The sequence below is a fragment of the Myxococcales bacterium genome (assembly GCA_016703425.1).
In the GTDB taxonomy this organism is placed as follows: Bacteria; Myxococcota_A; Polyangia; order Polyangiales; family Polyangiaceae; genus JADJCA01.
Genome location: JADJCA010000002.1, coordinates 607,193 through 633,452 on the forward strand (window position 1 = coordinate 607,193; position 26,260 = coordinate 633,452).

Genomic DNA, 26,260 nt, shown 5'->3' on the forward strand with positions numbered 1-26,260 from the left:
GGGGGGGGGGGGGGGGGGGGGGGGGGGGGGCCGGGCGGGCGGCGGGCGGGGGGGGGGGGGGGGGGGGGGGGGGGGGGGGGGGGGGGGGGGGGGGGGGACCCTCAGGCCACGAGCGACCGCAGCACGAACGGCAGGATGCCGCCGTGGCGGTAGTAGTGGACCTCTTGCGGCGTATCGATGCGAACCACGCTCGAGAACTCCACGACCTTTCCGTCGGGCTTCGTGGCCTTGACGGTGAGCGTTTGACCGGCGCGGAAACCGTTCGGATCGAGGAGCGCCGAGAGGCCACCGACGGCGAAGGTCTCCTCACCGGTCAGGCCAAGCGATACGGCCGACTCGCCGGCCAAGAACTGGAGCGGCAGGATGCCCATGCCCACGAGGTTCGAGCGATGGATGCGCTCGAAGCTCTCCGCGATGACGACGCGCACACCGAGGAGCTTCGGCCCTTTGGCCGCCCAATCGCGCGACGAGCCTGAGCCGTATTCCTTCCCAGCAAGGATCACCAGCGGAACGCCTTCCGCGGCGTACCGAACCGACGCGTCGAAGATCGTCATCGCATCGCCACTCGGGAGGTGACGAGTGACGCCCCCCTCGGTGCCGGGCGCGAGCATGTTGCGGAGGCGCACGTTGGCAAACGTGCCGCGAACCATGACCTCGTGGTTGCCGCGACGAGCGCCATAGGAGTTGAAGTCCTTCGCCTCGACGCCGCGCTCCATGAGGTACTTGCCGGCAGGCCCGTCCTTCTTGATGGAGCCGGCCGGGGAGATGTGGTCGGTCGTGATGCTGTCACCAAGGAGCGCGAGCACGCGAGCACCGGTCACGTCACCAACGGCCGACGGCGTCTTCGTCATGCCCTCGAAGTAGGGCGGGTGTTTGACGTACGTCGACTTGGCGTCCCATTGGTAGCGATCGCCCTCGGGAATCACGAGGCCTTCCCACTCGGCCGGGCCCTTGTAGACGTCGGCGTAGATCTTCTTGAACGACTCGGAGCGAACGGTCTTCTGCATGACCGCCTCGATCTCGGCCTGCGTGGGCCACACGTCCTTAAGGAAGACCGGCTTGCCGTCGGCACCGGTGCCAAGCGGCTCGGTGGTGAGATCGAGGTCGACACGGCCCGCGAGCGCGTAAGCCACGACGAGCGGCGGCGAAGCGAGGTAGTTGGCGCGCACCTCCGGGTGCACGCGACCTTCAAAGTTGCGGTTGCCTGAAAGCACCGACGCGACCACCAACTCGCCGTCGGCGATCCCCTTCGAGACCTCGTCGGGCAGCGGCCCCGAGTTGCCGATGCAGGTCGTGCACCCGTACCCGACGACGAAGAACTTCAGCGCCTCGAGTGACGCCAGCAGCCCCGATTCGGTGAGGTAATCGGTCACCACCTTGGAGCCTGGCGCGAGGCTGGTCTTGACCCAAGGCTTGACCGCGAGACCCTTGGCGACGGCCTTTTGCGCCAGGAGACCTGCGCCAATGAGGACCGACGGGTTCGACGTGTTGGTGCAGCTCGTGATGGCGCAGATGACCACCGAGCCATGCGAGAGTTCGAAGGTGTTCCCGGACATCGTGACGCTGGCGCTGCCCTTCGGCGGAGCGCCATCGCCCCCCTTCTTCTTCGGGAAGAGGCTCGGCAGGGCACCTTCGAAGTTCTTCTTCATGTCGCCGAGGAGCACACGGTCCTGAGGACGCGACGGTCCCGCGAGACACGGCTTGACGGTGCCGAGGTCGAGCTCGAGCGTGTCGGTGAAGACGGCTCCCTCGGCGTCCTTCGTCAGGAACATGCCCTGTGCTTTGGCGTAGGCCTCCACCAGCTTCACCTGGTGCTCCGAGCGGCCTGTGAGGCGCAGGTACGCGAGCGTCTGATCGTCGATGGGGAAGATGCCGCAGGTGGCCCCGTATTCGGGCGCCATGTTGGCGATGGTGCAACGATCGGCGACCGAGAGCACGCCGACGCCTTCGCCGAAGAACTCGACGAACTTTCCGACGACGCCCTTCTTGCGGAGCATCTGCGTCACCGTGAGGACGAGATCCGTGGCGGTGGCGCCCTCGGGCATGCGGCCGTGGAGCCTGAAGCCCACGACTTCGGGAATGAGCATGCTCACCGGTTGGCCGAGCATCGCCGCTTCCGCTTCGATGCCGCCGACGCCCCAGCCGAGGACGCCGAGGCCATTGACCATCGTCGTGTGCGAGTCGGTCCCGACGAGCGTGTCGGGATAGGCGGTGAGCTCACCGCCGACGGTGCGCGTGAAGACGACGCGCGCCAAGTGCTCAACGTTGACTTGGTGCACGATGCCCGTGTCGGGCGGGACCGCGACGAAGTCTTCGAAGGCCTTCTGCCCCCAACGGAGGAACTGGTAGCGCTCCTTGTTCCGCTGAAACTCGAGCGTCGCGTTTTTGAGGAGAGCGTCGCGGGTACCAAAGGCGTCGACCTGCACCGAGTGGTCAATGACCAACTCGACGGGCGAGAGCGGATTGATCTTCTTCGAATCGCCGCCAAGGGCCTTCATGGCGTCGCGCATGGCCGCGAGGTCGACGACACACGGGACCCCGGTAAAGTCTTGGAGGAGCGTCCGCGCCGGCGTGTACGCGATCTCGCGCGAGGGCGCGGCCTTGGGATCCCAGCACGCGAGCGCGGCGATGTCCTCGGCGCGGACCGACACGCCGTCTTCGTTTCGCAGCAGGTTCTCGAGAAGGATCTTCATCGAGAAGGGCAGCCGCTTCACCGACGGGTATTTCGCCTCGAGCGCATCGAGCCGAAACATCACGTAGTTCTTGCCGTCGACCGACAGCGTGCTCTTGGACCCGAAGGACTGACCCATCAGAAGCTCCTTTTGTGGCGGTCCATATAGCGCTGAAGGTGGCCGAATGGAGCCCCTAACCCCTCAAACGCCATCCGAGATCGCCCCGGCTGCGGCCCACCCAGCGCCGCGTCGGCGCGCGTGCCGCGGGGCGGGACCACACCCTCCCCTCCCCACATCGGCGCCGCGAAGGCCAATCCGCGTCGCCAGAGAGTCGCGCGCTCGGGCGCTGGCGAGTACGATTGAGGATTCGCATGTCGACGCGCTCATCGCCGGACTCGGAGCCCCGTCCCGGGGTCCGATTCATTGGACGGTACGCCTTGCTGGGCAAACTTGCCTCCGGCGGCATGGCAACGGTGCACGTCGGCCGTCTCATGGGCCCCGTAGGCTTCACGCGCTCGGTGGCCATCAAGCGTCTCCACCCGGAGTACGCGAGGGATCCTTCCTTCGTGTCGATGTTCCTCGATGAAGCGAGGCTCGCCGCCCAGATCAGCCACCCCAATGTGGTCGCGACGCTCGACGTCGTGGCGACCGACGGCGAACTCTTTCTGGTCATGGACTACGTCCACGGCCAGTCGCTCTCGTGGTTGATTCGTCACGCGGCCAAAGCCGGCACCCGCATCCCGCCACGCATCGTGGCCAGCATCCTTTCGGGCTGCCTTCAGGGCCTCCATGCGGCGCATGAGGCGCGCGACGAGCGCGGCGTCGCGCTGAACATCGTTCACCGAGACGTGTCGCCGCAGAACGTGATGGTCGGTGCCGACGGCTTGGCACGCGTGCTCGACTTCGGCGTCGCGAAGGCCGTCGGGCGGATCCAGAACACGCGCGAAGGGCACATCAAAGGCAAGCTCGCGTACATGCCGCCAGAGCAGATCCAGACCGACACCATCTCCCGCCAGGCCGATGTCTACGCCACGGCCGTGGTCTTATGGGAGGCGCTCACGTCGCTGCGGCTCTTCAAGGCCGAAACGGAGACCGGAACGCTCGCGAAGGTGCTGTCCGGTCCCGTCGTGCCGCCCAGCACGCACGGGGATGACATCGGGCCCGAGCTCGATCGCGTCGTGATGAAGGGTCTCGCCCGCGATCCGGCGGCGCGTTACCCAACGGCGCGCGCCATGGCCACGGACCTCGAGCGCGCGACGCCGGTGGCCTCCATCGCCGAGGTCAGCGACTGGCTCGCAAGTGTCTCGAAGCGGGAGCTCGACGAGCGCGCCGCTCGCATCGCCGCCATCGAGATGACCGCCGGCCTCGGGTCATCGGAGGGCATGGCCAACCTCGCGGCGGCGCTCGCCGAGGCCACGCCACCGGAAGAAGACTCGAGCAGCAGCAACCGCCTCGTCGCTGCCGGACGCGGCTCGGAAAGCGTGAGCGTGAGCCGTCGCGGAGGCCTTCGCGCCGACACGGCGCCGACGTCCATTCAGCGCACCGACTTGGCGCAAGCGATGATGGCGGTGCGTGACGCAGAAGGCGGCGAGGTCGAAGAGAGCGTCACCATGCCTCACGACCGCCGCGACATGGAGGTGCTCGGCGACGACCACTCGGGGGAAAGCGCCTCGCAGCTCTCAAGCGTCTCGCTCGCGCTCGGACGCGCGGAGAGCCTTCCACCGCGCTCGGCGCGGAAGGGCGCCGTGCTCGGCGTGGGAATGGTCTTCGGCGCGGCCGCGCTCGCCGCCGCCCTTTGGCTAGGCCTCGGCCCGCGCTTTGGCCATCGCTCCGCGGGCGACCTGGCTTCGGCGCCCATGGCCGTCGACTCAGCGCCCGCACTCGTCGTCGTCATCCCAAGCGCACCAACCTCCGGCGCGCCGGCGGCCAGCGGTCCCGCGAACATTGCGAGCGCGCCCGCCCCTACGCCTGGCGAACGGCCAACCGGCGACCACGCGGAGTCGGACGCCGCGGTCACAGACTCGCCCGCGACTTCGCCCGACCGCCGTCCGCCTTCGGTTTCGCCTCGCAAACCGACGCCACGGAAGCCGCCCCGCGGAAGCGGTTCGCCGTTCGATCAGCTAGGCGGGCGGGACTAGCGTTGGCCCGCGACCCGAGCCCGCGCCCCGGTTACTCCTCCTGCGATTCAGCAGGCGCTTCCTGCGACGACCCGGTGCTGCGACGCTTGCGGCCGGTCGCGAGGCCGCCCTTGCGCCCAGCGTCTCGCGCTTCCTCGGCGGAAAAGCGGTGCGCGGTGCCGGCGTCTTGAGCGGCCTTGCCACCTCGCCTCGCGAGCTCGGTCACGAGTCGAGGGTCCATCGCGGCAAAGCCTCGGCGCTTGCGCGGCGGGGCCGGGGTGGCGCCAGAGGTCGTCGGCTGCGTTCGTTGCTGCTCTGATTCACGGGGCATGTCGCCGCTCGAAGCAACATGCGAGCCAGGGAGAACGCCGCGAATTCCCAGCACAGCCGTGCTTTCGGGGTGTCGCAATTCGCGGCATGACGCATAACGCGCGGCCGATTTGTCGGGCGAGCACTTGCCGGGAGGCCCCCATTCGATCCAGATTTGTGCCGCCGCTTGAACCGCCTTGGTCGCACCCTCCGACGACTTCTCGTCGCCAGCCTTGCGTTGGCCGTGTGGCTTGTCGTGTCGCCGGGTCGCGCGGCGACGTCAGCGACGGGGGCCGGCCTCTGCAGCCATCACGGGACCAGCGAGGTCGCGCCTTCGCCGCTCATGATTCCTATCGAGCAGTCGCTCGAGCAGGGCGACTCCGACTGCCTCGAGCTCGAAGACGGTCGCAGCGTCCGGCCCGGTGAGGAGCGCTTCGAGCCCGGCCCACAAGGCGACGCGGTCCTGCCGACGCAGCGGCTCAGCATCAAGCGACGTCAAACAACCGAAGCGGTCCCGCAGGCCGCCGAAGGTGGCGCGTGCGGAGTCTGCTCGACTCTCGAGCGCCCGCCACGCGGCTGAGACAGGCGGGCAACAGCTTCGAGCGAGGGTCCGGACTCTCGCTCGGAATCGCCTTCATTCGCTCCTGCGCCTCGCGCCCCACACTCGCGGACGCTGGAGTTCGCGGGCGCTGATCCGTCGCACCTCAGTGCGGTGGCGACGCCCTTCACCAGACTTTCGTTACGTATTTCAAAGGAACTTTTTCATCATGAGCAAAGAACACAAAGAGAAAGACTCGAGCCACGCGAAGGCGGCGCACTCGTCGGCTCCCGGCGGCATGGGAACGGGCGTAGCCGTCGTCGGCTTCGTCCTGTGCTTCGTGAGCGGCGCCGGCATCATGAGCGCTTACGATTCGTACCGCTTCAAGAAGGGCGACATCAGCGCGGACAACAGCAGCGGCGGAAGCGACAAGGGCGGCGGCGCGCCGGGCTCGTGGAGCGACAACGACTCGCCGATCCCCATCGACAGCAAGGACCCCATGTGGGGCAACCGCAACGCGCCCGTCACCGTCGTGGAGTTCTCAGACTTCGAGTGTCCGTTCTGCTCACGCGGCGCGAGCACGGTCGATCAGGTCAAGAAGACCTACGGCCCCGACAAGGTCCGCGTCGTTTGGAAGAACGAGCCTCTCTCTTTCCACCCGAACGCGAAGCCGGCAGCGGAAGCAGCCCTCGGGGCCTTCGCGCTCAAGGGCCCCGACGCGTTCTGGAAGTTCCACGACGAAGCCTTCAAGAACCAGAAGGCCCTGACCGCCGACAATTTCGAGAAGTGGGCCGTCGCCGCTGGCGTCGACCTCGCGAAGTTCAAGGCCGGCATGGCGGCGAAGAAGTGGGCCGCGAAGGTCGACGCCGATCACGAAATCGCCAAGAAGGCGGGCGTCAACGGTACACCGGCGTTCTTCATCAACGGCGTCCTGCTGTCGGGCGCCCAGCCCTTCGACAAGTTCAAGGAGGTCATCGACAAGGAGCTTCAGAAGGCTCAAGCGAAGATCGCCGCAGGCACTCCCAAGGACAAGGTGTACGTCGCCATGTCCACGGAGAACAAGAAGAACGCGCCCGCTCCCAAGGAAGAGGAAGAGGGCGAGAAGGAAGACACGACCACGGTCTTCAAGGTGCCCGTCGGCAAGAGCCCCGTGTGGGGCAACGACAAGGCCCTCGTGACCATCGTCGAGTTTTCCGAATACCAGTGCCCCTTCTGCAAGCGCGTCGGTCCGACGACCAAGCAGATCAAGGAGACCTACGGTCCCGACAAGGTTCGCATCGTGTGGAAGGATCAGCCACTCGGCTTCCACCCGCGCGCCGAACCCGCTGCCGAGTTCGCCCGCGAGGCCCGCGCTCAAAAGGGCGACAAGGGCTTCTGGGACGCGCACGACAAGCTCTTCGAGTCGCAACCGAAGCTCGAGGACTCGGACTTCGACACCATCGCGAAGGACCTCGGCCTGAACGGCGACAAGGTCAAAGACGCCATCAAGTCCAAGAAGTACGCGAAGGAAATCGCGGCCGACATGGAGCTCGCCGACGACGTCCAGGCGTCCGGTACGCCCCACTTCTTCGTCAACGGCCGCCGCCTCGTCGGCGCGCAGCCTTTTGAGAAGTTCAAGAAGATCATCGACGAAGAGATCACGAAGGCGCAGGCCATGATCGCCAAAGGCACCAAGCCCGAGGCCGTCTACGAGGAGCTCATCAAGAACGGCAAGGGCGCGCCCGAGCCGGAGAAGAAGACCCTCGCGCTGCCGACGAGCGGCCCCTCGAAGGGTCCCGCGAGCGCCAAGGTCACGATGCAGATCATCAGCGACTTCCAGTGCCCCTTCTGCTCGCGGGCCGAGGACACGGTCGCCGAGGTCGTGAAGAACTACGGGGACAAGATCCGCGTCGTTTGGCGCGACCTTCCGCTCGACTTCCACGCCGACGCGCCGCTCGCGGCGCAAGCCGCGCGTGAAGCCTTCAAGCAGAAGGGCTCCGACGGCTTCTGGAAGATGCACGACCTGCTCTTCAAGAATCAAAAGGAGATCAAGCGCGAGTCGCTGGAGAAGTACGCCGGCGAAATCGGCCTCGACATGGGCAAGTTCAAGGCCGCCCTCGACAACCAGACGCACAAGGCCGTGGTCGATGCCGACAAGAAGGCCGCTCAGGACGCCGGCATCCAGGGCACGCAGGGCTTCATCATCAACGGGTACTTCATCAACGGCGCGCAGCCGTACCCGAAGTTCAAGAAGGTGATCGACCGCGCGTTGGCGGAAGCGAAGTAACGACAGCCCTCCGGGGTTGGCCGTTTAGGAAGGCCCGTGGGTTCGCCCGCGGGCCTTTCGCCTTTTGTTTTGGTGGCGTTCGGCCTGCCCGCCCACATCCGCCCCAGGGGCAACACGTGCTGCGGGTTGCCTCAATCGCCGGCCGAATGGCCAGGACGCCGGTTAGCTGCCACCACACGTTTCACTATCGTGCGAGAATTCCAAGGCGCACGTCACGGCACATCTAGTGCAGCAGCCGGCAGCGAAGGGGGACACGAAACGAAATGGGAACCGGATGGTCTCGCAAACTCGCAGCACTCGCCACGGCCGCCGCGGTCGTAGGGTCGGTCTCGGCGTCGGCATCGAAGGAGGGGGACGGCGACGCGCCGCGAGGACGAAACGGCAAGGGTGGCGACGGTGCCGGCTTCGATGGACAGATCCAGGTGCCTTCGGCCTTTGCGCGCGGGTCTGCCTTCCTCCTTATCGGGGACGAGGACTGCCGCATGCTCTACCCACGCTGGGTCGGAATGGCAGAAGACACGCGCGACGTCGAGGAGCGAGCCAGTGGCGTCGAGACGTCGAGGTTTCCCATCGCGTGCGCGCAAAGTAACGGCCAGGTGATCTGCAAGATTTTTATCGACGGCTTCACGCTGGCGTTCAGGGCTGCGGTCAAGACGGACACCGCCAAGGAGCTCTCCTTCGGCACCGCGGGGGGCTACATCGATACGGTCATCGATCTGAAGGAGCGCACCGCGACGTTCAAGCAGACCGCCCCGAGCGGCCGGTCGACGGTCTGCAAGGCCTCCTACAAGAGCCGCGAAGACGCGACCGAGGATGTTGCGAAGCTCGACCCAGCGCCGAACGCCGGACTGCCGGCGAAGAACCGCCCCAATGGCATGAGCAGCGGCGGCGATCGGCTCACCTGCATGAGCCGCCACGCCTCGCGCGCTCCGAAGGACCCGTTGACGGAGCGCCGAGCGCCGATTTGCTCGCCGTGCAAGGACACGTGCTTCTTCAGGGGCGAGGACTGCAAGGCGGGCGTCTGCGTCGTAACGGAGGCCGCGATCGCACGGGACTGGGCCGACTCCCCCTCGGCGTCAGGGTCGACGAACGGCGGCGGGCAAAAAGAAGCGCGGAAAGCGGCTCGGCCAAAGCTGCAAGACAACGTCCGAGTGCGAAGAAGGCCGCGTTTGTTCGCAGCGGACAGCGCGGCTACGCACCTGCCAATAGGCGACGGCAAACCGTCGACAGGCGCAGCAATCGCGGCTAGACGGTCGGCGTGAGCGCGACTCGAACCGTCGTCGAAGCCCTCTTGACGCTCCTCGTGGTCGCCGTCGCGGTCTTTGCCGCGCTGGCGCTCGCTCGGCGTGCGGGCGTGGGCCGGGGCTTCGGCGCCGCCGAGCTGGTGGGCCACCTTCCGCTCGAGGCGCGCCGGGCCATCTACCTCGTGAAAGTGGGAGGCCGAGTGCTCGTCGTCGGAGCGTCGGAAGCGGGGCTCGCCAAACTGGGCGAGGTCGACGGAGATCTCGTCGCGACACCTACGCCGCGCCCGAAGACCTTCGGCGACGCGCTGGCGCAGATCCTCGCGGCGCGCGGTCCCAAGGCAAAGGACGGCGAACGCGACCGCGAGCACCAGGTCGAGCCGTGAAGCGCGCTCTCTCGTCGCTCGCGCTCTTGGCAACGCTACTCCTCTGCAGCGTCGCGGCTGCGGCGCCACGCGAAGGCGCGGACGGCGATGTACTCGGTCGCCCTCTCGGCTTGGTGGTGGCCCTCGCCATGGTGTCGCTCCTCCCCTTCGCGTTCATGAGCGTCACCGCCTTCGTGAAGGTGTCCACGGTCCTTCAGATTTCGAAGAGCGCCCTCGGCGCCCAATCGGTCCCGTCGAACATGGTGGTGATGGCGCTCGCCGCCTCCTTGACCGTCCTCGCGATGATGCCGACGGCCGACAAGATCATCGCGCGTGCAGCGCCGCTCGTCGCAAAGGAGAAGATCGAGACACTCGCGCTCCTTCAAGGAGGCTTCGAAGCGGTCCGCGAACCTCTTCGCGAGTTCTTGTCGAAACACGCGAGCCCCCAGGAGAAGGCCCGCTTCGTCTCGCTCGTCGAGCGGCAGCGCGGACAAGCGACGGCCACGGACCTCTCGGTCCTCGTACCAGCCTTCTTGGTCACGGAGCTAACCGAGGCCTTCGCCATCGGATTTCTCATCTACCTGCCGTTCCTCGTCATCGAGATCGTCGTCACCAACGTGCTCCTCGCGCTCGGCATGCAGATGCTCAATCCGACGCAGGTGAGCCTGCCGTTCAAGTTGCTCCTCTTTGTGGCCGTCGACGGCTGGGGTCTCTTGGCGCAAGCGCTCGTCGACTCGTACCGCTGAGACTTTGTCGGCGGAAGGGCGCCTTCGCGGGGCGGATCCGATGCCCTCCACCCGAGCCTTCGGCGCACCGCACAGCGGCTGTCGCCGACTGGGCCTTTATCCGCGGCCCCTCGGGATTTCCCGGCAAATTGCGACCCCTCACCGCCGGGCCTTCACGGCATGCGCGATGCACACATGGTGACCCAGGAGCCTACCCATGAAATTCGACCGCGCCGCCTTCCTCACACTTGCCACCGCCCTCTCTGCTGTCGCCTGCAGCGCCGGATCGGCCGAAGAAGAAGCAACGGCCGACGAGCTCAACGGCGCGGCTTGTGTGGACGCGACCAAGGACAAGCTCGAGGCCGATGTCGCTGCCGGCAGCGCCTATCCCGTCCTCGAGGGCTGCTACAACGCCGGCGAGACCTGGGGCCAGTGCGACGCCTGGGTAAACCACTTCGAGACCGGAACCGCTCGCGCCGCGCTCGAGCTCAAGCTCAACGGCAAAGACGCCTACGACGCCGGCTACGAGGCCCTGCGCTCGAGCTGCCAGCGGGATGCACGCAGCGAGTCGCAGATCGCGTCGACCTGCAAGGCCATCGTGAAGATGCAAGTGGCCTCGGGCGTCGATATCTGGGGCCACGCTGGAGGCGTCGAGGCCCGCGACCCGGAGAAGGAAGCGAAGCTCACGACGGAGTGCGTCTCGCTGCTCCGCGGCATCCGGCAGGAGAGCCGCGCAGTCATTCGCGCCTGCGTCAAGAAGGACCCGAGCTACGGCGTCTACTCGTGCGTCGAGGGGATGGGCTTCGACACGACCAAGGCGAAGTGCATCGACTCGGCGACTGCGAGTTCCGGCAACCGCACCTTTGACTGCGCGGGCCTCGGCGGAGCGAGCTGCGAAGCCGTCAAGGCGCTCTTCACGCCGGCCACCGCTGAGAACGTGCTCGGCTGCCTCGAGGAGACCGTCATCATTCGCGCCGAGTCAGGCGGCACGACGGACATCGCCAAGGAGCACGCGGCGTGTGTCTCCTTCAACCTGAAGCGCTCTTGCTCCAAGCCGGAAGCGGCGGCGACCTGCGAAGAGATTACGACAGCGCTCAAGGCCGCGGACGCGAAGCTCACGGACAAGGGTCACATCAACGCCGGCGGCGCGTTCACCAAGATGTGCGGCAAGATGCTCTCGGGCCTCAACGAGGACGGGCGCTTCGCGGTCAAGGGCTGCCTTGTCGCCGGCGCCGCCAAGGTCGTCAAGTCGAAGCTGACCATCGACCAGTGCGCCGCCTCGGTGCGTGCCGACGACGGTTCGGGGCCCCCGCCGGGCGCGATGGGCCTGCCCATTCGCCCAACGAACTGAAACCCGAAAGGCCCGCGGACTGGGAAGGCCTGTCGCTTTCGCGACGGGCCTTCGCGCATTTCCGGCCATCCCTTGACGGGACCGGGCAACCCAACGTTACATGCGTGGAGCCGTGGTCATCGTCCAGAAATTCGGTGGCACTTCCGTGGGTTCGCTCGAGCGCATGCGGGGCGTCGCGCGACGAGCGCTTCGCGCGCAGGCGGAGGGCCACAGCGTGGTCGTCATCGTGAGCGCCATGAGCGGCGAGACCAACCGTCTCCTCGCCATGGCCCACGAGATCACCAAGGTCCCCGACCCGCGCGAGATGGACGCCATCGCCGCCACCGGCGAGCAGGTGTCGGCGGCGCTCGTCGCCATGTCGATTCAAGCGGAAGGCGGCAAGGCCCGCTCACTCTTGGGCCACCAGGTGAAGATCCTCACCGACGACGCGTTCACCAAGGCCCGCATCAAGACCATCGAGGGCTCGCGGATCGCGGCCACCATCAAGAGCGGCGAGATCGCGGTCGTCGCTGGCTTTCAAGGAATGAACGAAGCCGGTGACATCACCACGCTCGGACGCGGCGGCTCGGATACGAGCGCCGTCGCCGTCGCGGCGGCCATCGGCGCCGACGCCTGCGAGATCTTCACGGACGTCGACGGCGTCTACACGACCGATCCAAACGTGTGCCCCTCGGCGCGAAAGATCCCGCGAATCTCCTACGAAGAGATGCTTGAGCTCGCGTCACTCGGCGCGAAGGTGCTCCAGATACGCAGCGTAGAGATCGCGATGAAGTACGGCGTTCCGGTGCACGTGCGGAGCTCTTTCAACGACAGCGAAGGAACATGGGTCGTGAGCGAAGATCGATCTCTCGAAGAAGTCACCGTGGCCGGCGTGGCCTACGACAAGAACGAAGCGCGCGTGCACATCGTCGGTGCCCCGGACAAACCCGGCGTCGTGGCCGACATGTTCGGCGCGCTGGCAGACAAGAACGTCTCCGTCGACATGATCATCCAGAGCGCACAAAGCGAGAGCGGCCGCGCCGACGTGACCTTCACGGTAGCGAAGACCGACCTCGCGCGCGCAAAGCCCTACGTCGCTGAGATCGCCGACAAGCTCGGCGCCCGCGAAGTCCGCTACGACGAGGACGTCGTCAAGGTTTCGATCGTCGGTCTCGGCATGCGATCTCACGCCGGCGTCGCGGCCAAGATGTTCCGACTCCTCGCCGACGAGGGCATCAACATTCAGGCCATCTCGACCAGCGAGATCAAGGTCTCGTGCCTCGTGGCTGCAAAATACACAGAACTAGCCGTCCGGGTCCTGCACGACGGCTTTGGATTGGATCGCCCAGCAGCCGCCGCTACCAGCCCCAAATGAACTCGCCCCTGAGCAACGCCTCGGTGTAGCTCGGGTAGGTGGAGAAGTCCGTCAAGAGGAAGTGCTGACGGACGCCGGCGCCGACGGCGAAGGAGCGCGTGGCTTGAAAATCGAGGCCAGCGGCGAGCGCTCCCCCAAACGAGAGCTTGGTCTTGTCGAGCGATCCGCCCTCGAGCACGTAGCCTTTGCCCAAGAGCCCCACGTAGGGCACCCACTGGAGCACGTCGAGCACGTAGCCCACGCCGGCGCCGGCGTGGGCGAGCGACTGCGGGCGCGTCGCGGGGATGCTCCCGCCCTTGTCTTCTCCCAGTGCGACGACGGCGTAGCCGCCTTCGACCATCAGGTTGAACGCGTCGGAGAGACCGTACGCGTAATGCAGCGTTCCGCCACCACCCACGCTCGTCGTCGATTTGTCGTCGATGGACAAGATCGAAAGGCCACCGGCAGCTCCCACGTGGTGCTGTCGCTCGACGGCGCCGGCGTCGCGCTCAAGGGCCACGATGAAGAGCGCTCCGAGGAGCCCCAGCAGGCTTCTCGCACGCATCAGTGACGCTGGTCCTTGGGCGGCCCTCGGGGCGCCACGCTCGGGCCTTCTTCTGCGATGCATCGGTGAGGGCGCGCTCCACGAGCTTCTTGAACTTGCCGAGCGGCTGCGCCCCAGAAAGCATGTACCCTGCAACCGTGCCGTCCTTGGCCGGTGCCTCCGACGTGATCACGAAGGCCGGCGTGCCCGAGATGTTCGCCTGCGCCGCCGCCTGCGCGTCGTCGTCGACGCGAGCTTTGTGCTTGCCCGCGTCGAGTGCCTCGCCAAAGCGCTTGGCATCCAGCCCCAGCTTCTTGGGCGTACGCCATCAACTGCGGGCGCTTTAGCCCGTCGCCACGCTGGTTGGCGAAAAGCATGTCGTGCATCTTCCAAAACGCCGCGTCACCTTTTTGCGCCTGGACTTCGAGTGCCGCCTGCGCCGCGAGGTGCGCATCGGAGTGGAACGGCAGCGGAAGGTTGCGCCAGACCACGCGCACGCGCGAGCCATACGTCTTCTTCAGCTCGGTCAGCGTGGGCCCAACGCGCTCGCAGAACGGGCACTGAAAGTCCGAGAACTCGTAGATGGTCACGGGCGCCTTGGGGCTGCCGGCGGCGGGCGCGGCGGCCATCACCTTGATGGTGCGCTTCTCAGGCTCCGATGGGCCTTGGCCGTCCTTCGTAACCGCCGCGTAGATGTCGCCCGGGGCGGCCCCCTTGGCGAGGACGCCCTTCGCTCGGGCGAGCTCGAGGTCAACGACGGCGGCGAACTTCTCCACCGGCTGCGCGCCGACGAGCCGCCGACCGTTGATGAAGAAGTGCGGCGTACCTTGAACCGCGAAGTCCTCTGCGAGCGCCATGTCGGCATCGATGGCGGCCTTGTGCTTGTGCTTCTGAATCGCGGCGGAGACCTTCTTCACGTCGAGCGAGAGCTCGCCGGCCAACCGCTCGAGGTCGGCGTCGTCGAGCGCCGACTGCGAAGCGAACAGCTTGTCGTGCGCCTTCCAGAAGCCTTCGTCACCTTTCTGCGCGCGAGCCTCGCGCGCGAGCTCTGCCGCCGGCTCGGCGCGCTTGTGGAAGGACAGCGGGAGATCCTTCCACACGAAGCGGAGCTGCCCCGCGTAGCGGGCATCGAGCTCGGCGAGCGTGGCGAGCGCCCGTTGGCAGAAAGGGCACTGGAAGTCGGAGAAGATCACCACGGTCACAAGGGCGCCGCTCGGGCCTTTCGAGGGACTCCCGGCGACAGGCACCCGGTAGATCTTGTCGTCGGTGTCGTCGTCGTCGTCCCGCTTCGGCGCACGGCTCGGCGCGGAGAAGTTCTCCTTGGCCAAGACGCCGAAGAGCTTGTCCCTGGGGACGCCGGCTTCAAGCTTCGCGCGTGCTTTCAGGAGCTCGGCGTCGATGGAGACCTTGAATCGCTCGACCGGCTGAGCGCCGGAGAGGAGGACGCCGTTGATGAAGAACGTCGGCGTGCCGGTGGCTCCGATAGACGCCGCTAGCGCGACATCCGCATCGACCTTCGCCGCCGCCGCGCCGCTTGAGATGGCGCGCCGCATCGCTCCTGCGTCGACTCCGATTTCGCGGGCCCAATCCTCGTAGGGGGCGCCCGTCAGCGACAACTGGCTTGAGTAGATCTTGTCGTGGAACTTCCAGAAGGCTTCGCTACCCGCCGCGAGCATCACCGCCGCGGCGGCCTCGGCCGAAGGACGCGCCTCCGGATGAAAGGGCAAGGGCAGGTGCTTCCACACGATGCGAAGTTTGTCGGGCCCGTAGTCGCGCTTGAGCGCTTCGAGCGTCGCGCTTGCGCGCGCGCAGAACGGGCACTGGAAGTCGCCGACGGCGACGATTGTCACGAGCGCGGTGCGATCGCCCCAGCTGGGGTCGGCGGGCGACACGGCGATCGGGCCCTCTTCGGGCACGGCGAACGCTCGGACGCCGGGGCCAGCGCCGGCGTTACCGCGAGCCACCTCGGGCACAGGCACCGCGACGGGCGTGGCCGCCTCGGGCGAAGGCGGCGCCCCACAAGCTGAAAGGCCGGCTAAGAAGACGGCGACGACGGTGAGAATCGCGAAGAACGGCGAGCGCGGCCACATGAGGGGTCGCAGGATAGCGCCAGCGACGCCGCGCGCGGCCCCCCGTCTCGATTCGCGGGGCTCGAGTCGTCGAGCGGACCCCGTTGATCACGGCGCGCAGCGCTCTCTGCTTGACATTGGAGGTGTCCCGAATAGAGTCCCGGGCCTCCTCGCTTCTGGCGACTCGCCGCGGAGCAAGGGGCAGTAGCTCAGTTGGGAGAGCGCCGCGTTCGCAATGCGGAGGTCAGGGGTTCGATCCCCCTCTGCTCCACTTAGACCCCGTCTTAGCCCCCGTCCCTCCCTGGCGCGCCTGGCGCAGGGAGAGGGCGCTGGGTTCGGCGGCTCCGGGCCGCTCCGCATTTAGCCGTGAGGCGGGGTTTCCGGTACGCTCCGCGGTTGGTTCGCTCGCCACCGCTCAGCGGTCGGAGCGCCCCCCAAGGATCTTTGCCCGTTGGCCTCTCCCAGCGCGACCCCGCCCATGCTTGGTGACGACCTCCCGGACCTCACGGGTTCGGTGATCGGCGCCAAATACCGCGTCGACAAGCTCATCGGCACCGGCGGCATGGGCACCGTGTGGCTCGGCTCCCACGTGAAGCTCGGCACGCGGGTGGCGATCAAGTTCATCAAGCCGGCCCACGCGGCCAGCCCCGATGCGAGGCGCCGCTTCGAGATCGAAGCGCAAGCCGCCGCGAAGCTCCAGAGCAAACACGCCGTTCACGTCTTCGACTACGGCGTGACCGACGACGGCCTGCCGTACATCGTGATGGAGTACCTCGACGGCGAGTCGCTGTCCGAGGTCCTCATCCGCCGCGGCCCCCTCCCGGCCGACGAGGTGGCGCGCATCATTCGGCAGGCGGCGAGAGCGCTAGCAAAGGCGCACTCGGCGGGCATCGTTCACCGCGATCTCAAACCGGACAACATCTTCCTCGCGACGAACCCCGACGAGGCGGAGGGCGGCGAGTTCAACTTCACGGTCAAGATCGTCGACTTCGGAATCGCCAAGCTTTACCAGGAGCCGATCTCCGGCGGAAAGGCCGCGTCGCCCATGGGCGGCCCGACGCAAGACGGAGCCGTCATCGGCACCCCGAACTTCATGGCGCCGGAGCAACTCACCATCGGCGGCGCGCCCGACGCACTCACGGACCTTTGGTCGCTCGGCGCGTGCGCCTTCGCAGCGATGACGGCGCGTATCCCCTTCGAAGGCGAGGTCCTCGGCGACATCGTTCTGAAGGTATGCGCAGCGCCCATGCCCGTCCCGTCGCAGCTCAATCCAGAGCTCCCGGTCGGATTCGACGCGTGGTTCGCTCGCGCGTGCAACCGCGAGCGAGCGAAGCGTTTTCAGTCGGCGGCTGAGCTTGCCGACGCGCTCGACGCCGCCTGCGGCGTCCCCAAAGGCCCGCGCACGCCGACCTTGGACGAAGAGAGCGTGCAATACGCCCTCAAGCCTGCGAGTCCCGAGGCCGTCGCAGCGCTCGCCGAGATGGAGGTTCCGAATCCCATGTCGTCGCGCACCGCGCTCTTAGCGGGGCTCGTCTTGGGACTCGCGCTCATGGTGGGCGTGCTGGGCTTTCTTGCGTGGCGTGACCGCCAGGTCAACGACCGGCTCGAGAGCCCAACGACGCCGTCGTCATCGGCGTCGGCGCCAGCACCGCGCTAGAAGACGGCGGGCGACCGTTAGAGCGGCCCGCAGAAGATGGCAGACGAGCTAAGCCGCGAGCGTTCGGCGCGCGCGCAGCTGAACACGCATCGCATCGAAGCTCGGCGCCTCGAGTCCACAAGCGCGGCGCAGGAGGAAGAGTGCATGATGCACTTCCGTCTCATCGGGCGCCTTGCTGTTGCCTTGAAGGACGTTGCGATCGAAGGCAAGCGCGACGGCAGCATCGAGCTCGTCGCCGGCGGCCAGCCGCAAGTAGGCGCGCGCCTCGTCTTGCGTCAGGTCGAGAAGGGTCTTCACGATCGGTCTTCTCATTCGAGATGAACCTCCGGGTTCTCTTCCGTCTCGCACCCGACCACGCGCACGGGAGCCAAGCTCGCGCGCGGTCGTTTGCATCCACCGCGCGCCCCGGTCGACCCGGCCAACGCTCGTTCGCGCCCGCGTCACCGCCACTCGCTCGTAGTGGGGGTAAGCCCGTCGCCAACCGGAAACCACCGCGCGTTTGCCCGCCATCGACCTCCGAGGGCCGCCCCGACTGTGGGCGGCTATGCGGCGCGCCGTCTCGCCCCTTCAGGCGAGTCGCCACCCCGTATGTTTGACCTTAATCAGTTGGACGGGGCAGACCAACTTTCCACAGCTTTTTTGTAAGACAGTGTGAGCTTCGGCGAAGATGGCGAAAGGCGCCAAAACCCCGGTCAGAACTGCCCGTAGACGAAGGGCTGGGAGCGGACGCTCGACGCGAAATGAATCGCGTATGCGACGCCGGCAAGCACGAGGCCTTGCGCCCAGGCGGGGCTCTTCACGAACGTGTCAATGACGCGGTCGGTCATTCGGCGTGGCGTGAGGTGAAGCAGAAGGGCGAGGAGAACGGTAATCGCCACCCGAGGCGATACGTTGCCAACGCTCGTCGACAGAAGAGCCAGCCGCGCCAAGACGAGACGGGCGTGAGCGAACGTGGGCGCGCGAAAGAAGATCCAGCAAAAGCAGACGAAGTGAAACGTCGCGACACCGGCCAGCGGTGCCGCGAAGGACGGGAGCTTGAGGCCGCGGCGTTCAAGCCAGCGCGTGACCGCGAGCGCACCACCGTGGAGGCCTCCCCAAACGACGAAGTTCCAAGACGCGCCATGCCAAAGGCCGCCGAGCAGCATCGTGAGGATCAGGTTGCGGTACGTGGCGAGTCCGCCGCCGCGATTGCCGCCCAGTGGAATGTACAAGTAGTCGCGCAGCCACGAGCTCAGCGTCATGTGCCAGCGGCGCCAGAAGTCCTGGATGCTGGTCGCCGCGTAGGGACGATTGAAGTTCTCGGGCAGTCGCAGCCCGAAGAGGGCGGCGCTGCCAAGTGCGACGTCGGTGTAGCCGGAAAAGTCAGCATAGATCTGGATGGCGTAGGCGTAGACGGCCACCAAAACTTCGAGTGAGGAGTACCGCTCCGGGTTGTCGAAGACCGGTGCCACGATAGCGACAGCAAGCACGTCGCCGATGGCCATCTTCTTCGCGAGTCCGGTCGCGATGCGCATGAGCGCTCGAGCCTGCTCCTCGTGGCTCACGAGAGGCGCCTTCTCAAGCTGCGGGAGCATCTGTTGGGGGCGGACGATGGGGCCCGCCACGAGGTGCGGAAAGAAGCAAACAAAGAGGAGGTAGTCGAGGTAGCGCTTCGCGGGCGTGATCTGCCGTCGGTAGACGTCGATCGTGTAGCTCATCGTCTCGAACGTAAAAAACGAGATACCGAAGGGCAGCACGAGCCGAAGGTGAACGGGGGCGACGACGAGGCCGCCCCACGCGAGGACCGCCACCGCCGAGTCGACGGCGAAGTTCCAGTACTTGAAGAGACCGAGCACCCCGAGGTAGTAGGCCACCGACAGGAGGAGCAGCGCCTTCCGCGCCCGCGGTGCCTCGATGCGGCCGAGGAGCCGGCCGATGCCGTAGTCGAGCGTGCTGCCAACGAAGATGATGGCGAGGCAGAGCACGCTCCACCGAACGGGCCCGAGGGGGACGTCCTGTGCGCGCGAGGTCTCGAGCGTGCCTAGGAAATAGAAGAGATAGCTGGCGCCCACGAGCATCGCGGTTCTGGCGAGCCGCTCGCGTCGCAAGAGCCAATAGGCGACGTACGTCGCGAGGAGGAAGCCTGCGTAGGTGACGCTGTTGAACAGCATGGGCCGGAGGCGACGGAGGACGCCGCGCGCGAGCACCATAAAGCAACGGCTCCTGCGGCCTGGCCAATTTTGGGCCCTTCCTGGCGCTCAAGATGCAATTCCGCTATGGCGTCGAGGTTGGTGGACGCTAGCCATCCTCTTCTTGGCAAGACCCCCCGCGCGCTGGCGACGGCGCTCGTGGTGCTCGCGCTGCCCTACGCGGTCCCCGCCTTGAGCCGCTACCGCGTGCTCTCGCCGCCCGACGAGCAAGAGCGTGCCGCGGTTGCGGCGACCAACGCGCCGACGGTAGGAGAGCACGCGCTACCGGCTACGCAGAACGTCGGTGGCGTGACCAACGCGCTCGCCGAGAAGCCGCGCCTGCCAACGGCCGACGAGATCGCTCGGAGCGAGGGCTCGGTGAGCATCGAAGACGACGCCCACGTCATGGCGCCGCTCTACGCGTCGTTGGCCCGCACTGACCGCAAGGACGCCGGCGCGATCACTCGGATTCTCCACTACGGCGACTCGATCATCACGGCCGATTTTGTTTCCGGCGCGCTTCGCCGCATGTTTCAGGCACGCTTCGGCGACGCTGGTCACGGCTTCATCCTCACGGCCAATCCGTGGGAGTGGTACTTCCACAACGACGTAACCCACTGGGCCTCGGAAGGCTGGTCCATGAGCCGCATCACGGGCCCCCTCTCGGGCGACGGCATGTACGGTCTCGGCGGCGTTTCGTTCCGTACTTCGGCAGTGGCCTCGGCGGGCTTCGGCACAGCGGAAAAGGGCGAGTTTGGCCGAAACGTTTCGCGCTTTGTGATCCACTACCTGGAGCAACCCTACGGCGGCGACGTCGAGCTGCGCGTCGCAGGCCGCTACTCCGCGTTCTCCACGCGGGGCCCCGAGAAGAAGTCGAAGGTCCACGCTGTCGAGGTCCCCGATGGCGGCGCCCAGCTCGTCCTCAAGACACGCGGCAGCGGCGAGGTCCGGCTCTTCGGCGTCGCCCTCGAGCGCGACACGCCCGGCGTCGTCTACGACGCCCTCGGAGCCAACGGCGCCCGCGCAAAGCTCTGGGAGCCCATGAGCGAGCCCCACTGGGCCGACCAACTCGAGCTCCGGCAGCCGGCCTTGATCATCCTCCAATACGGCACCAACGAGAGCGAAGACTCGGGGCTCAACGCTGAACTCTACAAGAGGCAGCTCGCAGCGCTCATTGGCAAAGTGCGACGCGCGGCAAAAGGCGCCAGCGTCCTCGTGATGTCGCCGCTCGACCGGGCCGAGCGCACCGAGACCCGCGAGATTCGAACGCGGAAGATCATCCCCGCCATCGTGAAAATGCAACAAGAGGTCGCCAAGGCCGAGGGGGTCGCGTTTTGGAACGCCTTCGAGGCCATGGGAGGCGCCGGTGCCATCGCGAAGTGGGTCCGCGCGGAGCCGCAGCTCGCGAGTTGGGACCTGACACACCCAACGCCGGCTGGCGCCGAGCAGTTGGCGACGCTGTTCTACCGGGCCGTGCTCGCCGGATACCTCACGAGCTCGTCGGAGCAGGCGGTGCGACGGGCGCCGTAGCTGGTGGCACGGGCGACAACGCCCGCGCGCTACGGTGCTGTGATGCGGTACTCCCCGTAGGCGCGAACAAGCTCGTCAACGAATTGGGCACCGAGCGCTCCGTAACCCTCGCGCGACAGGTGCACGCCGTCCTTGCGCGCGCGCGGCGGATCCTCGGCGGCCCAAGCGGCGATGGCCGCGGGCCCGCCCATGGCCGCCTGCTGATCGTAGAACGCGCAACGCGCCGCTCCCGCAACGGCGCGCTGAACGGCGATGATCTCGGCGAGACGTGGGTGCGGCACAGGCCCTTCGGGACCGTGTTGCACGTAGTCCGGCGGGCCGAGCAAGAGGCACGCGGCACCAGGGACGGCGCGCGTGACGCGGCCCAGAACGTCGACGAGCGTGCGCTCGTAGGCCTCCTGGGACACGTCCTTGTCGCCGCACTCGTTGGTGCCATACGCGAGGATCACGAGTGCCGGGTTGCGCCAGCGAAGGAGCGCGGAGAAATGCGCCTCGTCGAGCTGGAGGAGCGCAGCGGCTCGGGCGCCATCGCGCCCCACGGCGTCGAGCACGAGGCCCTTGGATTTCTTGTCGAAGGCCGCGCCGAAGATGCGCGCCTTCCCCTGGCTTCTCACCTCAACGGCGTGGGCGCCCGGTCCCGGCTCGAAGCCGAAGAAGCGCGTCGTCATCCGCTCGTTCTTCGCCTTGACGCGGCCGACGGCATTGCCATTGACGACGACGTCGAGCGTCCCCCCTTGCGGCTGACCGAGGAACGCGAGCTCGACGTGATCGCTCTCGCCGGCGTCGACCCACGCGCTTCCGGTTCCGCGCCCCTCGCTCGTCACGGCGACGCCACTGAGGCCGTAGTGCCCGTCACCGACGAGCCGTTGGTGAACCAATCGCGCGTGGACGGGCGCCCACTCGCGCGACATGCCGACCTTCACGCCGTCCTGGAGGTAGCCCTTCCAGGGTTTGCCCACGCTCACGAGGCCGCGGCCCCCATCGCGAAAGCGTGCTTGCAGGAGCGAGCGAACGCGGCCCGTGTACCAGTCGGCTGCGGTGTGCGAGTCGCCGAGCTGGAGGATGCGCGTGTCGTCGGTGGCGGTGCCGCCCTCCTGCGCAGCGAGCGACGAGAAGAAGCGGGCGAGCGCAACGCCATTGAAGAGCGCCTGCGGCGCCGGAGCGCGGACAGGCGCGACAGCGGCGTTGGCGCCGGCGTCGACCACGGCAGGCTCGGTTCGCTCGACGCGCGGCACCCTCACGACCGGCGCCGCCGCCGGCGAGAGATCGTGCGCCGGCTGCGCGGGCGCGGCACAACCGCACAAGAGCGCAGCGACAAGAGCCTGACGGAGCCCGGTCACCGAGTGAGGCTCGCACGGACGAGTGCCAGAGGTGAACTTCAGCGCGCGCAGCGCACGCCGAGGGAGACCCGGGTGTACCCCGCGATGTAGCTGTCTCGGGAGCCCGTGCGGTGCCAGACGGCTTCGCTCAGGTAGCCACCTCCACGACCGACGTAGTGCGAGGCGCTCTGGGGCCCCGTCGGGTCAACTCCCGGCGACGTCGCGTAGTACTCCGCCTCGTAGAAATCCGTCGTCCACTCCACGACGTTGCCCGCGAGGTCGAGGACGCCGTAAGGGCTCGCGTTGCCGGGGTGCATCCCGACGGGCTCGAGATCGGTCCCGCACCCAGCGATGTTCGCGAGCGCGCACGTGGGCGCTTCATTTCCCCAGGGGTATTTCCGACCGTCGGTACCACGCGCGGACTTCTCCCACTCGGCCTCCGAAGGCAGGCGCTTGCCGACGAACTCGCAATACGTCAGTGCCTGGCTCCGCGTGAGGCAGCTCACGGGCACCGTCGGCTTGGCGCACGGATCCCATGGGCACTTCGGGAACGTGCACGCCCCGCTGGCAACGCACAGGTAATATTGCGCGCGCGTCACCTCGGTCTTGTCGATCTCGAAGGCCTTGAGCGTCACTTCGTGCGACGGACGCTCGTCTGCGCGGCACTCTTGGTCGACGCTCTCATTGCAACCCATGGTGAAAGGCCCGGCGGGCACGAGCGCCATGTCGCTCACCGCCACCTTGGCCGGGTCCACCGCGGTGCACTCGGGGGCTACGCCAGGGCCTTCGCCGCCCGCGGTGCTCGTGCCCTTGCCGTCGGCGATGATCTTCCCGCCATCGATGTCGGCGACGTAGCTCGCCGGCGGCGGCCCACCATCGGCGCTTCCCGCGTGGACGGTGGGTGTCCCACACGCCGACAGGAGGAGGAGCACGATGAGGCGGAGCTTCATAGCTCCACGAGCGTAGCTCGGGTGCGAGGGGTTCGTTAGGGACCATTGCGTCGCGTCAAAACTTTCGCCCGCCTCGTGCGTCCTAGGAAAACACGGCGCGACGCCCGGTGAGGCTCGGCCTGGGCGAAGCGAATCGCCGCCAAGCCGCGTTGGAGGAATCATGAGGAATCCGTCATTGCCCGTTGGCCTGGGGTCAACGCGGCGTCACTCGAGCTTTGTGCCTGCGCTTGCGCTCTCCGGCCTCCCCTTCCTCGTCGCGGCCACGGGCTGCCACTCGGCGTCGAAGGCCCCAGCGGCCGTGGACCGCGAGGCGAGCGCCGCGAGTACGAGCGCCCCCGAAGCTCCCACGCGACCCCAGGACGCGAAGGGGACATTCGCGGCCCTCGAGGAGGCGCCGGCGGCGACCGCAAAGCACCGGGCCGGACCCTCGGGCGCCAAGATGCGGCGCTTCGACTCGCCGGGCGAATCCTCACCGCGTCCGCTGGCAACCGCAGCGATGGCGCCGGCCGCGTCGTTGGCTCCGATGGCTCCGCCACCCGAAGCGGGAGGGCTCCTCCGAGGCACGCGCGGCCGCGCCGAAGGCGATGGCGTTGGCGTTGGTCCGATGCGGCTGCGTCTCGATCCGAACGCCCGCTACGCGACGACCTACCGTCCCGGTGGAGCGATGCTCGCGGCCTTCGACGCTGCCGTCGCCCGCGGCTCGCTGCCCGCGGCCTACCGCGAGCTCGTGAGCGACTTCGGGGCGCGCTACGCGCCGAACATGGAGACGCCCAAAGGGCAGGCGCTGACCTTCAAGGTGGAGACCGAGAGGAGCGCGGCCGCACCGGGCGGCGGCTTCATGCACTTGCGCGTCGCGATGCGCTCCGCGGAAGAGAGCTCGGGTCGATCACCGCTCTCCGTTCACGTCGTCTTGGACGTGAGCGGCTCCATGGACGGCGTGCCCATCGAGAACGCCAAGAAGGCGGCGCAAAAGCTCGTCGACCGCCTCGAGCCAACCGACGTCGTGTCGATCACGACGTTCTCCGATTCGGCCACAGTCCTGGTGCCCGCCGGCACCGTCGGCCCACGCCGAGGGTTCATCACAGCGCGCATCAACGGCATCACCGCCAACGGGGGCACGAACATCTCGTCGGGCCTCGACCTCGGTTACTCGGAGGCGCGCAAGGCGGAGGCGACGCAGACCGCGACCAAGATCGTCATGCTCCTCTCTGATGGCATGGCGAACGCGGGGGACACCAACCCGCAGTCGCTAGCGGCGCGCGGCGCCAGCGCGCTCGCCGATGGCGTGCAGACCAGCACCTTCGGCGTTGGCGACAGCTTCGACGCGGCGCTCATGGCCAACGTCGCCGACCGAGGTGCCGGGGGTTACTACTACCTGAAGGACTCGTCGCAGATCAGCGCGGCCCTCGCGACGGAGCTCGACGCGCGGCTCCAACCGGTGGCGCAGGCCGTCGAGGTCCGCGTGCGCCTCAAGCCCGACGTCACGCCGGTGCGCATCTACGGCTCCCGTGAGCTCGGCGCCGACGAGGCGCAGAACGTGCGCGCGCAGGAGCTCGTGGTGGACGCGCTGGCCGCGAAGAAGAGCGGCATCGCCCAGGACCGCAAGGACGACGCGCAAGGCGGCATGCGGTTCTTCATGCCGGCCTTCGCGCGCGCCGACCGTCACGCGATGCTGCTCGAGCTCAAGCTGCCGCCTGGCGTTGGAGAGCGCGCCATCGCGAGCGTGGAGATTAAGTACAAGGACCTCCTCCGCAAGAAGAACGTCACCGAGGAGATCACGGTGCGGACCCACTACGCGGGCAGCGATGGCGACAGCGCAAAGACCACCAACGCCAGCGTCGTAGCCACGATGCAGGCGTTCTCGGCCGGCGACGCCATCCTGCGGGCCTCGGAGCTCGCCACGGGTGGTCGGCGGCAGGAGGCCAGCGTCATCTTGCGTGAGCGCGCGGAGCTGCTCAAGCGGGCGCAGTCGAGCTTGAACGAGCCGCGCCTCGCAGACGACGCGATGAGGCTTGCGAAGCTCGCGAGCATCACCGCAGGCGAAACGAACAGCGTCGAACCGGTGCCCTTGGCGATCCTCCTGCGAGGCTCCGGGTACGGCTACCTGCGATGAACGGCCGCCGACGCTGGCTTTCGCACGTCTTGTTCGCGGCGGTCCTCTCGGGGAGCAGCGCAGCCGAAGGCCGTTCGCCGGCCCCTATCACGGTGACCACGCTTGACGTGGCGACGCCGGAAGCCCTGCCGCTGGCACCGGGACAGACCGTGACGCTTCGCGGCGAGCTGCGAACGAGCTTCGACGGAATCAGCTACGACGCCGTGGCTCGCTACGAGGCGGGCGCCGAGAGTCTTGGCGGACTCATCGCCATCGAGGGCGTCGGGCTCCGCATCGCGTCGCGCGCGCGCGGTGCCGTCGTGCTTGAAGCGACCGGCGGCGACGGGGCTATGTGCCGAGGTCTCGGACTGACCACGCCTTGCATCGTGCCACGCAGCGCCGAGTTGGCTCACGAGCGCCTGCTTTCACTTGCCGAGTTTCAGGCCACGCTGAGCGGAAACTTGAGTCGCGAAACGGCTGGCCCGCCGGCGGAGCCGGTCCTCTCTGACGAGCTTACGACGACGCTCGGTGTCTTCGGCGCAGGAGTCCTAGTCGTGTTCACCCTTGGTGGCGTTCACGCACTCCGCAAGGCGCGGGCCGCCAAACCGGCGGCGAGAGCGAGCAGGGCCGCGCGACTCGCACGACGCTCGCTCGCGGGGCAGCCGCTCTCGGAGCCTCTCCTCGCCCGCATCGATGCGCTCCTCGGCGTGGTCAACCGCCTCAGCGCATCGCTCGCGAACATCGACGCGAAGCTCAGCGAGCGACGCTCTGGAGAGACCTCGGGCCGCGTTGTCGCCGAATACGAGCGGCTCGAAGGCGAGCGCGCGCGGGCCGCGGCGCAGCTCGAAGAGTGTGTTGACGCCCTGGAGGCGCTGGCGCTGCACCGCACGACCGACGCTTCGGCCGACGACGCCGCACGAGAACTCGCGGCCCTCGACGACGAAGTGGAGCTCGGTCGCGCCGCAGAGGCGGAGACGAGGCAGGTCTTGGGCGCGTAGCGGACCGTTGGCGCCC

20 protein-coding genes and 1 tRNA gene are annotated in these 26,260 nt (G+C 67.5%); 13 read left to right on the plus strand and 8 right to left on the minus strand.

The features are described 5' to 3' along the window. Positions 1-101: 101 nt before the first annotated feature. A complete protein-coding gene (gene acnA / locus IPG50_08880; protein MBK6692304.1) occupies positions 102-2,810 on the minus strand; it encodes an aconitate hydratase AcnA in 2,709 nt (902 codons plus the stop codon). Positions 2,811-3,109: 299 nt separating this feature from the next. Here acnA and IPG50_08885 point away from each other — a divergent pair, with 299 nt between their 5' ends. After that, complete coding sequence (locus tag IPG50_08885; protein ID MBK6692305.1) at positions 3,110-4,810, plus strand: serine/threonine protein kinase; 1,701 nt, start codon at positions 3,110-3,112, stop codon at positions 4,808-4,810. Positions 4,811-4,841: 31 nt separating this feature from the next. Here IPG50_08885 and IPG50_08890 read toward each other — a convergent pair whose 3' ends face one another. Beyond that, positions 4,842-5,030 carry a stress-induced protein gene (locus IPG50_08890; GenBank protein ID MBK6692306.1) on the minus strand — a complete coding sequence of 63 codons (189 nt, stop codon included), beginning with the start codon at positions 5,028-5,030 and terminating at the stop codon, positions 4,842-4,844. Positions 5,031-5,342: 312 nt separating this feature from the next. Between IPG50_08890 and IPG50_08895 the strand changes: the two genes are divergently transcribed. From IPG50_08895 to IPG50_08925, 7 genes are all read left to right on the plus strand, one after another. After that, the gene (locus IPG50_08895) at positions 5,343-5,678 is read left to right on the plus strand and encodes a hypothetical protein (protein MBK6692307.1); all 336 of its coding nucleotides are present in this window, start codon (positions 5,343-5,345) and stop codon (positions 5,676-5,678) included. Between the two features lie 256 nt (positions 5,679-5,934). After that, on the plus strand, positions 5,935-7,902 hold the full coding sequence (locus IPG50_08900) for a thioredoxin domain-containing protein (protein ID MBK6692308.1): 1,968 nt from the start codon (positions 5,935-5,937) through the stop codon (positions 7,900-7,902). 263 nt (positions 7,903-8,165) lie between these two features. Beyond that, positions 8,166-9,164: a hypothetical protein gene (locus IPG50_08905; GenBank protein MBK6692309.1), complete on the plus strand. Its 999-nt coding sequence runs from the start codon at positions 8,166-8,168 to the stop codon at positions 9,162-9,164. Beyond that, positions 9,161-9,529: a flagellar biosynthetic protein FliO gene (locus tag IPG50_08910; protein MBK6692310.1), complete on the plus strand. Its 369-nt coding sequence runs from the start codon at positions 9,161-9,163 to the stop codon at positions 9,527-9,529. Before IPG50_08905 ends, IPG50_08910 begins: the two co-directional genes overlap by 4 nt. Before the next feature lie 128 nt (positions 9,530-9,657). Next, on the plus strand, positions 9,658-10,254 hold the full coding sequence (locus tag IPG50_08915) for an EscR/YscR/HrcR family type III secretion system export apparatus protein (GenBank protein MBK6692311.1): 597 nt from the start codon (positions 9,658-9,660) through the stop codon (positions 10,252-10,254). Positions 10,255-10,450: 196 nt separating this feature from the next. Beyond that, a complete protein-coding gene (locus tag IPG50_08920; protein MBK6692312.1) occupies positions 10,451-11,584 on the plus strand; it encodes a hypothetical protein in 1,134 nt (377 codons plus the stop codon). A gap of 100 nt (positions 11,585-11,684) precedes the next feature. Next, complete coding sequence (locus IPG50_08925; GenBank protein MBK6692313.1) at positions 11,685-12,938, plus strand: aspartate kinase; 1,254 nt, start codon at positions 11,685-11,687, stop codon at positions 12,936-12,938. Here IPG50_08925 and IPG50_08930 read toward each other — a convergent pair. Both IPG50_08930 and IPG50_08935 read right to left on the minus strand, forming a co-directional pair. Further along, positions 12,922-13,482 (minus strand): outer membrane beta-barrel protein, encoded by a 561-nt coding sequence (locus IPG50_08930; protein ID MBK6692314.1) that lies wholly within the window; start codon positions 13,480-13,482, stop codon positions 12,922-12,924. The two genes, IPG50_08925 and IPG50_08930, sit on opposite strands and share 17 nt — an antisense overlap. Beyond that, positions 13,482-15,551 carry a thioredoxin domain-containing protein gene (locus IPG50_08935; protein ID MBK6692315.1) on the minus strand — a complete coding sequence of 690 codons (2,070 nt, stop codon included), beginning with the start codon at positions 15,549-15,551 and terminating at the stop codon, positions 13,482-13,484. Before IPG50_08935 ends, IPG50_08930 begins: the two co-directional genes overlap by 1 nt. Before the next feature lie 177 nt (positions 15,552-15,728). Between IPG50_08935 and IPG50_08940 the strand changes: the two genes are divergently transcribed. Together IPG50_08940 and IPG50_08945 are read left to right on the plus strand one after the other, a co-directional pair. Then, positions 15,729-15,801 (plus strand) — tRNA-Ala (locus tag IPG50_08940). A 180-nt stretch (positions 15,802-15,981) separates the two neighbouring features. Continuing rightward, positions 15,982-17,187, plus strand: coding sequence for a serine/threonine protein kinase (locus tag IPG50_08945; protein ID MBK6692316.1), 1,206 nt, complete (start codon positions 15,982-15,984; stop codon positions 17,185-17,187). Between the two features lie 48 nt (positions 17,188-17,235). Here the strand turns inward: IPG50_08945 and IPG50_08950 are convergent, their stop codons facing one another. Next, entirely contained in the window at positions 17,236-17,484 is a 249-nt protein-coding gene (locus tag IPG50_08950; protein MBK6692317.1) for a hypothetical protein, read from the minus strand. Positions 17,485-17,879: 395 nt separating this feature from the next. After that, positions 17,880-19,337, minus strand: coding sequence for an MBOAT family protein (locus IPG50_08955; protein ID MBK6692318.1), 1,458 nt, complete (start codon positions 19,335-19,337; stop codon positions 17,880-17,882). Positions 19,338-19,454: 117 nt separating this feature from the next. Here IPG50_08955 and IPG50_08960 point away from each other — a divergent pair, with 117 nt between their 5' ends. Next, a complete protein-coding gene (locus IPG50_08960) occupies positions 19,455-20,885 on the plus strand; it encodes a hypothetical protein (protein MBK6692319.1) in 1,431 nt (476 codons plus the stop codon). Between the two features lie 29 nt (positions 20,886-20,914). On the opposite strand, the gene IPG50_08965 is transcribed toward IPG50_08960, so the two are convergent. Together IPG50_08965 and IPG50_08970 are read right to left on the minus strand one after the other, a co-directional pair. Next, positions 20,915-22,225 carry a hypothetical protein gene (locus IPG50_08965; GenBank protein ID MBK6692320.1) on the minus strand — a complete coding sequence of 437 codons (1,311 nt, stop codon included), beginning with the start codon at positions 22,223-22,225 and terminating at the stop codon, positions 20,915-20,917. Between the two features lie 38 nt (positions 22,226-22,263). Beyond that, the gene (locus IPG50_08970; protein MBK6692321.1) at positions 22,264-23,154 is read right to left on the minus strand and encodes an SUMF1/EgtB/PvdO family nonheme iron enzyme; all 891 of its coding nucleotides are present in this window, start codon (positions 23,152-23,154) and stop codon (positions 22,264-22,266) included. A 160-nt stretch (positions 23,155-23,314) separates the two neighbouring features. On the opposite strand from IPG50_08970, the gene IPG50_08975 reads away from it, so the two are divergent. Beyond that, positions 23,315-25,267 carry a VWA domain-containing protein gene (locus tag IPG50_08975; protein MBK6692322.1) on the plus strand — a complete coding sequence of 651 codons (1,953 nt, stop codon included), beginning with the start codon at positions 23,315-23,317 and terminating at the stop codon, positions 25,265-25,267. Then, a complete protein-coding gene (locus IPG50_08980; GenBank protein ID MBK6692323.1) occupies positions 25,264-26,244 on the plus strand; it encodes a hypothetical protein in 981 nt (326 codons plus the stop codon). Before IPG50_08975 ends, IPG50_08980 begins: the two co-directional genes overlap by 4 nt. Positions 26,245-26,260: the final 16 nt, after the last annotated feature.

Bases quoted from the DNA above. Each gene is read 5' to 3' on its own strand.
- IPG50_08925 (MBK6692313.1), top strand. From the start codon at position 11,685: ATGCGTGGAGCCGTGGTCATCGTCCAGAAATTCGGTGGCACTTCCGTG.
- IPG50_08980 (MBK6692323.1), top strand. From the start codon at position 25,264: ATGAACGGCCGCCGACGCTGGCTTTCGCACGTCTTGTTCGCGGCGGTC.
- IPG50_08975 (MBK6692322.1), top strand. From the start codon at position 23,315: ATGAGGAATCCGTCATTGCCCGTTGGCCTGGGGTCAACGCGGCGTCAC.
- IPG50_08890 (MBK6692306.1), bottom strand. From the start codon at position 5,030: ATGGACCCTCGACTCGTGACCGAGCTCGCGAGGCGAGGTGGCAAGGCC.
- IPG50_08900 (MBK6692308.1), top strand. From the start codon at position 5,935: ATGGGAACGGGCGTAGCCGTCGTCGGCTTCGTCCTGTGCTTCGTGAGC.
- IPG50_08935 (MBK6692315.1), bottom strand. From the start codon at position 15,551: ATGTGGCCGCGCTCGCCGTTCTTCGCGATTCTCACCGTCGTCGCCGTC.
- IPG50_08920 (MBK6692312.1), top strand. From the start codon at position 10,451: ATGAAATTCGACCGCGCCGCCTTCCTCACACTTGCCACCGCCCTCTCT.
- IPG50_08955 (MBK6692318.1), bottom strand. From the start codon at position 19,337: ATGCTGTTCAACAGCGTCACCTACGCAGGCTTCCTCCTCGCGACGTAC.
- IPG50_08905 (MBK6692309.1), top strand. From the start codon at position 8,166: ATGGGAACCGGATGGTCTCGCAAACTCGCAGCACTCGCCACGGCCGCC.
- IPG50_08930 (MBK6692314.1), bottom strand. From the start codon at position 13,482: ATGCGTGCGAGAAGCCTGCTGGGGCTCCTCGGAGCGCTCTTCATCGTG.
- acnA (MBK6692304.1), bottom strand. From the start codon at position 2,810: ATGGGTCAGTCCTTCGGGTCCAAGAGCACGCTGTCGGTCGACGGCAAG.
- IPG50_08970 (MBK6692321.1), bottom strand. From the start codon at position 23,154: ATGAAGCTCCGCCTCATCGTGCTCCTCCTCCTGTCGGCGTGTGGGACA.
- IPG50_08915 (MBK6692311.1), top strand. From the start codon at position 9,658: ATGGTGTCGCTCCTCCCCTTCGCGTTCATGAGCGTCACCGCCTTCGTG.